Below are 12,145 nucleotides of genomic sequence, written 5' to 3'. Positions count from 1 at the left end.
CGGCACATGGCGCCAATAGTGGTAAACGCATCCGAAGCGGAATGTGCGCCCGGTTCTATTGACCGGCGAGCGGCGAAGGGTGTCCGATCGTCTGCGGTGGGCTCTTCGGGTCGCACCAAACTTTGTCTTATCCCGACGGAGCGGTTATCGTGTCGACGCTCGTTGAAATGTAGGCCGTTGGCGATGACAGGGCAGGGGCGTTTCTGTGTTATCGGCCCGACCAGTCAAAACTTGCATCACAATTGTTGACGCCGACCCAAAACAGGGCCAATAGTGCCGTTTGAAAGCAGGACCACCATGTGTGTTTCTACTATGCCGTATCGGCGGCGGGCTGGTGGCTTTTGAGCCGGTAGCTGTTGCCTTTGAGGCTGAGGACGTCGGCGTGGTGGACGATGCGGTCGATCATCGCGGACGCGACGGTGGGGTCGCCGAAGACCTCGCCCCAGCGTCCGAATGACAGGTTGCTCGTCAGGATCAAGGACGCGTGTTCGTAGCGGCTCGCGACGAGCTGGAAGAACAGGTTCGCCGCGTCCTGGTCGAACGGGATGTAGCCGACTTCGTCGCAGATCAGCACGCTGTAACGGCGGAGCCGGATCAGTTCCGCGGCGAGCTTGCCGCGGGAATGGGCCTCTTGGAGTCGGGCGACCCAGCCTGTCGCGGTGTCGAAGAGGACACGGTGGCCGTGTTTGGCGGCCTGGACGCCCAGAGCGACGGCGAGGTGGGTCTTGCCCGTGCCGGGCGGCCCGAGGAGCACGATGTTCTTCGCCTCTGTGACGAACACGCTCGTGCCGAGGTGGGCGATCAGGTTCCGGTCCGCGGAGGGCTGGTGATCGAAGTTGAAGTCCTCTAGGGTCTTGTGGCCGGGGAACCGGGCCGCTTTGATCCGCAGGGCCGCGCCGGACGCTTCCCGCTCCGAGACCTCGCGGGAGAGGACCGCGGCAAGGTATTCCTCGTGGGACCAGCCCGCGTCGCGGGCCTGATCGCCCAGGCGCCGGAACGCGTCACCGATCCTCGGGGCGCGCAACGCGCGGGCGTAGTACTCGATCTGAGACGCCGCGCCGCTCACGCGAGCCTCCCCAACTCGATCAGGCCGGGACCGATATCGACACCGAACACATCGTCATAGTCCGACAGGCTCGCCGACTCGACGAACGCGACGTGGGCCTGGGGCCGGTGATGGCGGTGCAGGCTCTGGAACTGACGCCGGAGCACGGCCGCCTGGATGACATGGTCGGGGTCGGTGATGGTCAGCTGCCGGGCCCAGGCCCGGTCGTGAGAGGTGACGGTGACACCGTTGTGGGCGACGTGGACCTGCTCAAGGTCAGCGGTCACGTCCACGAGCCTGCCGATCAGGGCCGGCGCGACGGAGTAGTCGTTGGAGTGCACCCTGACGTAGTAATCCCGCGGCAGACGCACCGTGTTCCGGAACAACACGTCCGGCGCCACCGGCGACAACGGGCGCATCGCGGCCCGGTCCTGGTCGATCAGGTCGACCGGGCGGGCGCGCCGGGACCGGGAGTGACGCGCGTTGGCCACCGGCAGCCAGGACGCGAGCTGCTCGTTGAAGTCCTGCGGGGACACGAACACCCGGCCCGGCATGAACGAGGACCGGAAGAACCGGTTCCGCCGCTCGACCATACCCTTGGACTCCGGATCCCGGGCCTTGAGGAGCTTGACCTCGGTGCCGAGGGTGCCCGCGAACGCGGCAGTAGGCTCGGTGAGCTTGCCGCGGCCGATGCCGGACTCGTTGTCCCAGAGCAACCGTCGCGGGACCGCGCGGGCGGCCTGGAGCAGGGACCACATCCCGCCGAGCAGGTCCGGTGTTTTCCGAGACGGCAGCATCAGGGCTTGGAAGAACCCGGAGAACGTGGACGTCATCACCAGCACCGGCGGCGCGCCCTGCTGCCCGTGGCCGAGCGGGAGGTCCTCGTGCGGGAACCACAAGTCGCACTGGACCTGCTGTCCGGGCTCGTGCACGAGCCGGTCCGCGGGGTCCGGCGGCACGTACTCCGGCCGGATCCCCGCGACTTTGTCCCGGAACACCGACGCCGACCCGAGCCAGCCAACCCGCTCCGCGAGCGTGGACGCGGCCATCGTCGGCGTCACGGCCAACAACACCCGAACCTGCGGGGCGAACGCATCAAAACTCGACCCGACCGCGGGCCGCTGGTACTTCGGGAGCCGGTCCGTTTCCAACGCCCGATCCACCGTTCCCCGGGACACCCCGACGAGCCGGCCGATCTCCCGCTTCGAGTACTGGCCCGTGGAAAACAGTTGGCGTATCTTCGCCCAATCATCCATATTGATCACCTTCCATAATGGTCGGTGGCCCTGTTTTCAATCGGCGATACTGGCCCTATTTTCGGTCGGCGTTAACAACAATTTGCTTCTGGTCGGCACGAGCATCGCGACCTCCTTCTTGCCCGCCACCTCGAGGAGCTCCCGCTTGGCCTCCTCGCGGGCGTCCTGCGCCTGGGCGCGCAGCACCTCGGCGAGCGGGGTGCCGCGGTCGAGTGCACCGCCGATCTGGTCGACGAAGCGGGTCAACGCCGTCAGTTGCAGGGACCTGTCCAGTGACCGGAGGGCCTCGACGAGGGGGATCCCGGAGTGCACCTCCGCGACGACGCCGGCGAATTCGCGGGACAGCTCCCCCGCGCTCGTGCGGGACACCCTGGCCAACGCATCGAGGATGCCTTCCCCGGCCGACAGGGACAGGGTGAGGAACTCGAGGATGGTCGGCAGCTCGCCGCGCATCCTCGCGAGTCGGCCGAGTGCGGCTCGGCGCAGGAGCCCATCCCAGACCAAGGCACCGCCGAGCCCGACGAGCACGGGGATCGCGGCGGCCGCCAGCACCGGGAGGGCGTGCAGGGCGGGGACGAACACGACCGCGAAGAGGCCGGCGGCCAGGGACAGGAGTGCGCAGACGAGCTGCTGGGACCGGAACTCGTCGAGGCTTCGGCGGGACCCCGATTGCCGAAGCCGCCGTTCGACGGTTTCGGAACCGCCGAGGAGAGCCGCGAGACCGCTTCGCAGCCGCCCGAAGACCGGCACGAACAGGGTGCCGAGCACCGGGATCGGATCGACGGTGGTGCGCCCGACGAACGCGCGGGCCTCATGCGACACGTCCAGGATGTACGGGGCCAACCGATCGGCCAGCCGTGGCCGGCTGAGCCGGGGGAAGACGCTCACCAGCGACCAGAGCCCGATACCGAGCACCGCGCCGAAGAACACACCCCACGCGAGCGGGGCGCTCACCGGAACCACCGGCGTTCCTCGGGCAGGCGGCCGATGAGTACCATCAGGCGGTACGCGATCACCGACACCGCAAGCCCGGAGACGATCACGGCAACCCCACTGCCGGTGTTGTACGCGACCGCTCCCTCCGGCCGGGAGGACAACAGCAGGAGCACGATCCAGGGTGCAGCGACGCCGAGCCTGGCGGCGTTGACGACCCAGGACTGGCGGGCTTCGACCTCCGCCCGAATCGCGGCATCCTGCCGCAGCCAGGCCGCGAGGTCACGGAGCACGAGGGTGAGGTCACTTCCCCCGACCTCCCTGGCCATCCGGAGGGTCTCCAGAATGCGGTCGGCCACCGGATCGGCAAGGCCGGCCTTGAGCCGGTCGACGGAGTAACCGAAACTCCCGGTCGCGCGGTAGTCGCGGGCGAAGTCGGCGAAGGCGGCCCTCGTCGGCACCGGCCCGGATTCGGCGAGCGTACTGATGCTGTCGGGCAAGGCGAGGCCGGAGCGCACGCCCGAAACCAGGTGGTCGACGACGTCCGGCCAGACTGTACGGTGGGAGCGCCGTCGCTCGCGGGCCCGCCAGAGCACGATCGCTGTCGGCACCAGGGTGCAGACAACGCCGGCGACGAGGGCGAGCGCCCTGACTCCGATCAGCGCCTGGGCGAGGGCAGCGCAGGCCAGGCCCAGCAGGAGCGAAATCGCCGTGAACGCCGGGAGCGGCAGCGAGCCGAGGCCGGCAAGGGCAAGGGACCCGCGCAGGGTCGCAGGGCCGCGCGGGTGGGGCCGTCCGGTTGCGCCGTCCGCCGGGTTCGGGGGTGAATCCTGTGCGCCCGCCGTCACCCGGCGCCGCGGCCAGAGGAATGGCGCGGCCATGAGCAGCAGGCCGGCGCCGAGGAGGCAGCCCAGTAGGAGCCTCATGCGCGGTCCGCCCGCAGCACGATCGCGGGGTCGAGCCCCACCGCCCGGAACTTGGCCAGCTTGCCAGGGTGGCCACCCGTCGGCGTGAGCCCGCCCCGGTCGGCGAGGAAGATCGGGCTCGCCTCGATCACGGTGCCGGCGAGCCGTCCGCTGACCGCGAGGATCTCGGTCACCCGCCGATGCCCGTGCCGGTCGATCTCGCAGTGCACGACGATGTCGATGCACCCGGCGACGGTCGGCAGCACAAACGCGGAGTCGATATTTCGGCCCGCGAGCAACGGCAGCGTGCAGAGCTTGGCGAGGGCGTCCCTCGCGCTGTTCGCGTGGATGGAGCACATCCCCGGCAAGCCGCTGTTGAGGGCGATGAGGAGGTCGAGACTCTCGGCCTCCCGAACCTCGCCGACGACGAGGCGGTCGGGGCGCATCCGCAATGACTCCTTGATCAGTCGCCGCAGGGTGATCTCGCCACGACCCTCGAGGCTCGGCTGCCGGCACTGCATCGACACGACGTCGCGGGCGGACAGGTCGAGTTCGAAGGTCTCCTCGACCGTCACGATGCGTTCGTTGCGCCGGGTCGCCGACAGCAGGGCGTTCAGCATCGTGGTCTTCCCGGTCTGCGTGGCTCCCGACACGAGGATGTTCTGCCCGGCGAGCACGCACATCCGCAGGAACTCCGAGGCCTGCTGGGTGAGCGAGCCGAGGCCGACGAGCTGGTTCAGGTCGCGGATGCGCCGGGTGAACTTCCGGATGTTGACCGACCACTCCCGCGTGATGTCGGGAATCACGACGTGAAGCCGCGAACCGTCCGGCAGGGACGCGTCGACGAACGGTGAACTCAGGTCGACACGACGGCCGGAGGCCTGCAGCATCCGCTCGACGAGGTCGCGCACCTCCCGTGCGGTGAGCACCATGTCGGTGAGTTCGGGTACGCCGTCCCGCGCGACGAACACCAGGGAAGGCCCATTGATCCAGATCTCCTCGATCTCCGGATCGTCGAGGAGCGGCTGAAGCGCCCCGAACCCGGTCAGCGAAGCGACGACTTCCCTGGCCGCCTGATGTTCGTCGGAGATGAGCGGATGCGCCCCGCCGAGCGCCCGCTCGCTGTAGCGCTGGAGCTCGTCGCGCACGTATCGCCCGGCGAGGTTCTCGTCGGAGGCGAGGTCGACGCCGTCACGGCGCACCCGTGAGCGCACCTGCTCAGTGATGATGCGCACGGCTTCGCTCATGCCGACAGTGTGCCCGGACGGCCGGATCCCCGTTGAAGTTATCCACAGGCTGCCGCCGTCCCGGGCCGCACACCGGAATGGGCCAGTCGGATCAGCGGGCCGACCAGCCGCCGTCCATGCCGTAGCTCGAGCCGGTGACCATTGCCGCGTCCGCCGAGGCGAGCCAGGCCACGAGCGAGCCGACCTCCGCCGGCTCGACGAGGCGCTTGACCGCGCTCTCGGTGAGCATGATCCGGCTGAGCACCTCCGCCTCCGGAATACCATGCACGACGGCCTGGTCGGCGATCTGCTTCTCGACCATCGGCGTGCGCACGTAACCGGGGCTCACGCAGTTGCTCGTGACACCGTGGTGACCGCCCTCGAGGGCGGTCACCTTCGAGAGCCCCTCGAGCCCGTGCTTCGCCGAGACGTATGCGGCCTTGAACGGCGACGCACGGATGCCGTGCACCGAGGTGACGTTGACCACCCGTCCGAAACCGCGTTTGTACATCCCCGGGAGCGCCGCACGGATCAGCAGGAACGGGGCCTCGAGCATGAGGGCGAGGATCAGCCGGAAATCGGCGGGGTCGAAGTCGGGGATCGGGTTGATGCGCTGGATCCCCGCGTTGTTCACGAGGATGTCCACGTCGCCCAGAACGTCCGCGAGCCGGGCGTCCGTCAGGGCCGGAGTGTCGGCGAGGTCGACGACCCACGTCAAACCGTTCACCTCCGCGGCGAGCGCCGAAGCACTCGCCGCGTCGATGTCGGCGACCGTGACGTGGGCTCCGCGGGCAGCGAGGGAGCGCACGACGGCCTCGCCGATGCCGCTCGCCCCCCCGGTGACGAGGGCGCGCCTCCCTGCGAGGGACTGTTCCGCGGTCAACGCAGCGCCGGGGCCGGTTCGAGGCCGTGCCTGGCGGCATCCGCTGCGTCGACGTCGCGGAGCGAGATGCCGTTGGTCTCCTTGAGCGTCACAACGGCGACGACCGTGATCGCGCTGGCGATCACGAGGTAGAACGCGACCGGCAGCCAGGACTTGTACTGCTGGAGCAGCGCCGTCGCGATGATGGGCGCGAGCGAGCCGGCGAGGATCGACGTGACCTGGTAGCCGAGGGAGACGCCGGAGTATCGCATCCGGGTCGGGAACATCTCGGCCATGATCGCCGGCTGCCCGGCGTACATGAAGGCGTGGAAACACAGCCCGATCGTGATCGCGGCGACGATGACGACCGGGTTGAGGGTGTCGAACATCGGGAAGGCGAAGAACGCCCAGCTGGCCCCGAGAATTGCACCGGTGAGGTAGATCGGTTTGCGGCCGAAGCGGTCGGAGAGCCGGCCGACCTGCGGGATCACGAGGAAGTGCACAACGTGGGCGATCAGCAGGGCCAGGAGCAGCTGGCTGGTGTTGTATTTGTGCACGGTGACGAGGTACACGATCGAGAAGCTCACGATCGTGTAATAAAGGATGTTCTCGGCGAACCGCAGGCCCATCGCGCCGAGGATGCCGCGCGGATACTTGCGGACGACCTCCATCACGCCGTAACTGATGGCCTTCTCTGCCTCGACCTGGGCGCGGGCCTCGAGGAAGATAGGCGCTTCGCTGACATGGGTGCGGATGTAGTAGCCGATCACCACGATGATCGCGGACAGCCAGAAGGCGACCCGCCAGCCCCAGCCGAGGAATTGCTCCGCAGGCAGGATCCACGACATGGTGAGCAGCACGAGGGTCGCGAGCAGGTTGCCCACCGGGACGGCGGCCTGCGGCCAGCTCGCCCAGAAGCCACGGGACTTGTCCGGGCTGTGCTCGGCGACGAGCAGCACGGCCCCGCCCCATTCCCCGCCGACCGCGAAGCCCTGGATGAAGCGGAGTGCCACGAGCAGCGCGGGCGCCCAGTATCCGATCGTGTCGTAGCCGGGCAGGCAGCCCATCAGGAAGGTCGCGGCCCCGACGAGGATGATCGTGACCTGCAGGGTGTGCTTGCGGCCGAGGCGATCGCCGATCTGGCCGAAGACGATGCCTCCGAGCGGCCGGGCGATGAAGCCGACCGCGTAGGTGAGGAACGCGGCGATGATCCCGTCGAGTTCGCTGCCCGCGTTCGGGAAGAAGAACTTACCGAAGACGAGGCTCGCCGCGGTCGCATAGAGGAAGAATTCGTACCATTCGACGACCGTGCCGACCATCGAGGCGGCCACGATCTTCCTGAGGCCGGAGGTCTCTTCCCGGTTGTCGCGGGATCCCGCGCCTCCGGGGCTGTCGGCAGTGATGCGTTCGTTGACGCTCATGTCTGTCTCCTTCGGTGTCTTCGCTGACACTGTCGCTGGATGCCGGGGGCGGGTCGCCGCCCTGGCTCCACCGAGTATTGCCGCCCATCGGCTCTGCGGCCATGACCACTTCCGAACTCCGCGTGTGCATAATTGCAGATATGACCGGACCCCGCCCCACCCTGCCGCCGAACGCCAACGACCTCCTCGTGCTGCTCGCGGTCGCACGCAGCGGCCGTTTCGTGACCGCGGCGGAAAGCCTCGGCCTCAATCACACCACGGTCTCGCGCCGCATCGCGGCCCTCGAGAAGGCACTCGACGGCCGGGTGCTGTCCCGCACGGTCGGCGGCTGGGAGCTCACGGAACTCGGCGCCCGCGCGGTCAACGCCGCGGAAAACGTCGAGGCCGCCGTCTCCCTGCTCAGCGGCCCTCCCGGGCGGGCCGCTCAGCTCTCCGGCGTCGTGCGGCTCTCGGCGACGGATGGCTTCAGCGCATACATCGCAACGCCGGCGGTCGCCGCGCTGCAGCGCCGGCATCCCGGCCTGCGGGTCGAGATCGTCACGGTGACGCGGCGCGCGCTCCAGCACCGGTCGGGACTCGACATCGAGGTCGTCGTCGGAGAGCCTCAGGTGCACCGGGCGGAAGCGATCCTGCTCGGACACTATGTCCTGGGCATGTACGCGTCGCGGGACTACCTGGCCGAGAACGGCACGCCCGTGAGCGTTGCCGAGCTCACCGAGCATCCGCTCGTCTACTTCGTCGATTCGATGCTGCTCGTCGACGATCTCGATGCCCCCAGGCGGCAGGCGCCGTCGATGCGCCCCTCGCTGAGTTCGACCAACGTGTTCGTGCACGTCGAAGCGACCAGGGCGGGAGCAGGGATCGGCTTCCTGCCGTGTTTCATGGCCGACCAGCACCCGGACCTCGTGCGCCTCCTGCCGGACAGGTTCAAGGAGGAACTGCCGTACTGGATGGTGCTCCGTCCCGAGTCCCTGCACCAGCCCGCCGTCGCCGCCGTCGTCGACGCCCTCCGTGCCCGAACCGCAGCATTCACCCATGCCCTGCAGGGCCGCTGAGGGGCAGGCTGACCAGACGATCTGGCTACACTGGAACGGCACAAGCGGGAGTGGTGAAATTGGCAGACACGCAGGATTTAGGTTCCTGTGCTTTCGAGCGTGGGGGTTCAAGTCCCCTCTCCCGCACCTGATGAGCACATCGGCCCTCGACGGCCAACTGACCGATGTGCTCGCGAACACGGGCGTCATCGGGTTCTACCTGCTCGTCTGGGCCCTCGTCTTCGCAGGGACCGCGGTATTCCTCGGAGTCTTCGTCCCGTTCATCACCGGGGATTCGCTCCTGTTCGGGTCTGGGCTCGTCGCGGCATCGGCGGCGAACGTGGACATCGTCGTGCTGATGATCGGAACCGGCATCGCCGCATTCCTCGGCGACCAGGTCGGATTCCTGCTCGGGAGGCATTTCGGTCGCGGCTACCTCGATCGCCGCGGCGGCCGCCGTAGCCGCGCTGCCATCGTGAAGACCGAGGCCTTCTACCGCACGTACGGCTGGTGGTCGGTCGTGATCGCCCGGTTCATGCTCTGGGCGCGCGTCTTCGTACCCGTCATCGCAGGGGTCGGCCGGATGAACTACTACCGGTTCCTCTCCAGTAACCTCGTCGGCGCACTCGCCTGGGGCGTCGGGCTCACCCTGACGGGATACTTCGCGGCGAGCCTGCCCGGCGTGAAGATCGCCGCGTACGTCATCGCCGGGGTCTTCATCGCGGCATCCATCTTCTTCGGGGGCCGCACCTGGCTCGCCGACCGCGCCGAAGGCCGCCGAGACGCGGCCGGCGGCGGCCGACCAGGCGGCCCGGCCGATACCCCGGCCGACGACCCCGCAGCCGGGTAATTCACGGGTTTCAGCCTCCGATTAGCGCTAGCCTGTAACAGACCATCCCTGCTCATCACCGTGCGGTCGCCATGGCCACCACCGACTGGAGTCATCTTCGTGCTCAACACTGCTCTCAACCACGCCGGACTCATCCCGTGGCTTGACCCGGTAAACCTCATCGACGGGTTCGGTCCCTGGGCCCTGCTGGGAGTGTGCGCGATCATCTTCGCCGAAACCGGCCTTCTCGTCGGCTTCCTGCTGCCCGGCGACACCCTCCTCGTCATCTCCGGCCTCCTCACCTTCGCGGGCGTCATCCACATCAACATCTGGTGGGTGGCACTCGCCATCGGCTTCGCGGCGTTCCTCGGCGGCGAGGCCGGCTATCTGATCGGCCACAAACTCGGCCCGCGCGTCTTCGAACGCAAGGAATCCGGCCTGTTCAGCGTCGAGAACGTGCAGCGCACCAACGGTTTCTTCGAACGATTCGGCGGCTTCGCCGTGATCATCGCACGCTTCGTGCCGATCGTGCGAACGTTCGCACCCGTCGCCGCCGGCGTCGGCCACATGAACTACCGCAAGTATTCCCTGTACAACCTCGTCGGCGCCATGATCTGGGGCGCCGGCCTCACCTTCGCCGGGTACTTCCTGGGGTACATCCCGCCGGTCGCCGACTTCGTCACGCACTACATCGACCTGATCCTGATCGCGGCCGTGCTCGGCACGCTCATCCCCACCGCGTTCCACTACGTGCAGTCCTCACGCAAGGCGAAGAAGGCCAAGGCGCTCGCCGCGGCCGCGCCGGCGACGACCGACACCGGCAGCCTCGTTCTCGACGCGGATGTCTTCACCGGCCACCCCAAGCACGACGACTAGCCGCGGCGCCACCCTCACCTGAGCAGAACCGTTGCCGGTACGGACACGTGTTGCATGTGCAACGGGCACTCTTGTACATACCGGTGACAGTGGCGGATGCGCGGCACCCGGGTCGGGGTCAGCGGTGCGGGAAGTCCTCGTGATCGGCATGCTCGGCCGGCTCGAGCTGGAACGTGGAGTGCTCGACATCGAAGTGGGTGCTGAGGCACTCCGAGAGGGCGTCGAGCAGCGCCCCTGAGCCGCCGGACTGCAGCACGGCGGGTTCGACGACGACGTGCGCACTGAACACGTGCGCGCCGGACGTGATCGCCCAGACGTGCACGTCGTGCACCGCTGCGACCCCCGGCGTTTCGAGGAGGTGCCTGCGGATCTCTGCGACGTCGGTGTCGACGGGCACCGATTCGCTGAGCACCCGTACGACGTCCCTGAGCAGGGTGAAGCAGCGTGGCACGATCATGGCCGCGATCAGCAGGGACGCAATCGAGTCCGCCTGCTCGAAACCGGTGGTGAGGATGACCCCGGCCGCGACGATGACCGCAACGGAGCCGAGAGTGTCGCCGAGCACCTCGAGGTAGGCGCCACGCATGTTGATCGAGGAGCCGGCAGCAGGGCGCAGCAGGAACAGCGCGGCGAGGTTCGCGACGAGGCCGATCACGGCGACCCAGAGCATCGGTCCCGCCTGCACGTGGCCCTCGCCGGGCCCGAGCAGCCGGGAAACCGCGCCGATCACGACGGACACGGCGACGCCGAGAAGAATAAGCCCATTGATGAGCGCGCCGAACACTTCGGCGCGCTGGTAGCCGAACGTCTGCCGGTCGGTCGCCGGTCGGGCGGCCACGACGGTGGAGATGAGGGCGATGATCAGGCCGGCAAGGTCCGAGAACATGTGCCCGGCATCCGCGAGCAGGGCAAGCGACCCGGTCAGCCAGGCGCCTGCGACCTCGACGAGGAGCACGAGGGCGACGATCCCGATCGCGAAGGACAATCGGGTGCGATTGGTGGCGGATGCCTGCCCGTGCGCGTGATCGTGGCCCATGCCTCCACGCTAGGCGGTGCCGGGGCGCGTCGCCAGTTCAGCGCCCAGTTGGGAATGAGAGCCGTTATCAGGGCCGGAGCGGCGCCTCCGCCGGTATCGAGACCGGTGCCGGTGCCGGATCAGCCGAGCAGCTCCCGCAGCACCGGGACGAGCCCGTCGAAGGCGCGCGCCCGGTGGCTGTCGCGATTCTTGACGGATGCCGTCAGCTCCGCCGCCGAGATCGCGTAACCGTCCGGGAGGAAGATCGGGTCGTAGCCGAAGCCGCCGCCTCCCGCGGCCTCGGTCAGGATCCGGCCGGGCCACTCCCCCGTCACGACCCGTTCGGTACCGTCCGGCAGCGCCAGGGCGGCGACGCAGGTGAAGTGCGCGGTGCGATGTTCCTCCGGCACGTCCCCGAGCTGCCAGAGCAGCAGACGCAGGTTTTCGCCGGAATTCCTGGCCGCGCCCGACCAACGTGCGGAGAAGATGCCCGGCGCGCCGCCGAGGATGTCGACGCAGATACCCGAGTCGTCCGCAATAGCGGGCAGGCCGGTGTGTGCCGCGGCTGCGCGAGCTTTGATCAGGGCGTTCTCGGCGAAGGTCGTGCCGTCTTCGACGGGTTCAGGGCCGTCGTACGCGAGCACGTCGACGCCCGGGAGCTGCGGCGCGAGAATGCGACGCAACTCGTCGACCTTGTGCGCGTTGTGGGTGGCCAGTACGAGCCGCATGGTGTCAGCGCCCTT

At 68.4% G+C, this 12,145-nt stretch carries 12 protein-coding genes and 1 tRNA gene; 4 read left to right on the top strand and 9 right to left on the bottom strand.

Annotation, left to right across the window (positions count from 1 at the left end):
* Positions 1-310: 310 nt before the first annotated feature.
* The 7 genes from istB to RCH22_RS01785 form a co-directional block, all read right to left on the bottom strand.
* Complete coding sequence (gene istB / locus RCH22_RS01815; RefSeq protein WP_327012613.1) at positions 311-1,066, bottom strand: IS21-like element helper ATPase IstB; 756 nt, start codon at positions 1,064-1,066, stop codon at positions 311-313.
* Positions 1,063-2,301 (bottom strand): IS21 family transposase, encoded by a 1,239-nt coding sequence (locus RCH22_RS01810; RefSeq protein ID WP_327012612.1) that lies wholly within the window; start codon positions 2,299-2,301, stop codon positions 1,063-1,065. The genes istB and RCH22_RS01810 overlap by 4 nt, the downstream gene beginning before the upstream one ends.
* Before the next feature lie 36 nt (positions 2,302-2,337).
* The gene (locus RCH22_RS01805) at positions 2,338-3,264 is read right to left on the bottom strand and encodes a type II secretion system F family protein (RefSeq protein ID WP_327012611.1); all 927 of its coding nucleotides are present in this window, start codon (positions 3,262-3,264) and stop codon (positions 2,338-2,340) included.
* Positions 3,252-4,160: a type II secretion system F family protein gene (locus tag RCH22_RS01800; protein WP_327012610.1), complete on the bottom strand. Its 909-nt coding sequence runs from the start codon at positions 4,158-4,160 to the stop codon at positions 3,252-3,254. Before RCH22_RS01800 ends, RCH22_RS01805 begins: the two co-directional genes overlap by 13 nt.
* Entirely contained in the window at positions 4,157-5,386 is a 1,230-nt protein-coding gene (locus tag RCH22_RS01795; protein WP_327012609.1) for an ATPase, T2SS/T4P/T4SS family, read from the bottom strand. The genes RCH22_RS01800 and RCH22_RS01795 overlap by 4 nt, the downstream gene beginning before the upstream one ends.
* Positions 5,387-5,477: 91 nt before the next feature.
* Entirely contained in the window at positions 5,478-6,248 is a 771-nt protein-coding gene (locus RCH22_RS01790; protein ID WP_327012608.1) for a 3-hydroxybutyrate dehydrogenase, read from the bottom strand.
* Positions 6,245-7,648: an MFS transporter gene (locus RCH22_RS01785; protein ID WP_327012607.1), complete on the bottom strand. Its 1,404-nt coding sequence runs from the start codon at positions 7,646-7,648 to the stop codon at positions 6,245-6,247. The genes RCH22_RS01790 and RCH22_RS01785 overlap by 4 nt, the downstream gene beginning before the upstream one ends.
* Before the next feature lie 140 nt (positions 7,649-7,788).
* Between RCH22_RS01785 and RCH22_RS01780 the strand changes: the two genes are divergently transcribed.
* The 4 genes from RCH22_RS01780 (at position 7,789) to RCH22_RS01765 (ending at position 10,387) form a co-directional block, all read left to right on the top strand.
* Positions 7,789-8,703: a LysR family transcriptional regulator gene (locus RCH22_RS01780; RefSeq protein ID WP_327012606.1), complete on the top strand. Its 915-nt coding sequence runs from the start codon at positions 7,789-7,791 to the stop codon at positions 8,701-8,703.
* 44 nt (positions 8,704-8,747) lie between these two features.
* Positions 8,748-8,829, top strand: a tRNA-Leu gene (locus RCH22_RS01775).
* A gap of 4 nt (positions 8,830-8,833) precedes the next feature.
* Positions 8,834-9,532 (top strand): DedA family protein, encoded by a 699-nt coding sequence (locus RCH22_RS01770; RefSeq protein WP_327012605.1) that lies wholly within the window; start codon positions 8,834-8,836, stop codon positions 9,530-9,532.
* A gap of 99 nt (positions 9,533-9,631) precedes the next feature.
* Entirely contained in the window at positions 9,632-10,387 is a 756-nt protein-coding gene (locus RCH22_RS01765; RefSeq protein WP_327012604.1) for a VTT domain-containing protein, read from the top strand.
* 118 nt (positions 10,388-10,505) lie between these two features.
* Here the strand turns inward: RCH22_RS01765 and RCH22_RS01760 are convergent, their stop codons facing one another.
* Together RCH22_RS01760 and rdgB are read right to left on the bottom strand one after the other, a co-directional pair.
* On the bottom strand, positions 10,506-11,423 hold the full coding sequence (locus tag RCH22_RS01760) for a cation diffusion facilitator family transporter (RefSeq protein WP_327012603.1): 918 nt from the start codon (positions 11,421-11,423) through the stop codon (positions 10,506-10,508).
* 119 nt (positions 11,424-11,542) lie between these two features.
* Positions 11,543-12,130, bottom strand: a complete 588-nt coding sequence (gene rdgB, locus RCH22_RS01755) for an RdgB/HAM1 family non-canonical purine NTP pyrophosphatase (RefSeq protein ID WP_327012602.1) — start codon at positions 12,128-12,130, stop codon at positions 11,543-11,545.
* Between the last annotated feature and the right edge of the window lie 15 nt (positions 12,131-12,145).

It is taken from the genome of Cryobacterium sp. GrIS_2_6, assembly GCF_035984545.1.
Lineage (GTDB): Bacteria > Actinomycetota > Actinomycetes > Actinomycetales > Microbacteriaceae > Cryobacterium.
Note: the sequence above shows the minus strand (reverse complement) of the source record. Positions and strands in the feature narration are given on the sequence as shown.

What these genes read in the sequence shown, in the direction of transcription:
- RCH22_RS01810 (WP_327012612.1), bottom strand. Translation starts at nt 2,301, where the DNA reads ATGGATGATTGGGCGAAGATACGCCAACTGTTTTCCACGGGCCAGTAC.
- RCH22_RS01800 (WP_327012610.1), bottom strand. Translation starts at nt 4,160, where the DNA reads ATGAGGCTCCTACTGGGCTGCCTCCTCGGCGCCGGCCTGCTGCTCATG.
- RCH22_RS01795 (WP_327012609.1), bottom strand. Translation starts at nt 5,386, where the DNA reads ATGAGCGAAGCCGTGCGCATCATCACTGAGCAGGTGCGCTCACGGGTG.
- RCH22_RS01785 (WP_327012607.1), bottom strand. Translation starts at nt 7,648, where the DNA reads ATGAGCGTCAACGAACGCATCACTGCCGACAGCCCCGGAGGCGCGGGA.
- RCH22_RS01780 (WP_327012606.1), top strand. Translation starts at nt 7,789, where the DNA reads ATGACCGGACCCCGCCCCACCCTGCCGCCGAACGCCAACGACCTCCTC.
- RCH22_RS01770 (WP_327012605.1), top strand. Translation starts at nt 8,834, where the DNA reads ATGAGCACATCGGCCCTCGACGGCCAACTGACCGATGTGCTCGCGAAC.
- RCH22_RS01760 (WP_327012603.1), bottom strand. Translation starts at nt 11,423, where the DNA reads ATGGGCCACGATCACGCGCACGGGCAGGCATCCGCCACCAATCGCACC.
- rdgB (WP_327012602.1), bottom strand. Translation starts at nt 12,130, where the DNA reads ATGCGGCTCGTACTGGCCACCCACAACGCGCACAAGGTCGACGAGTTG.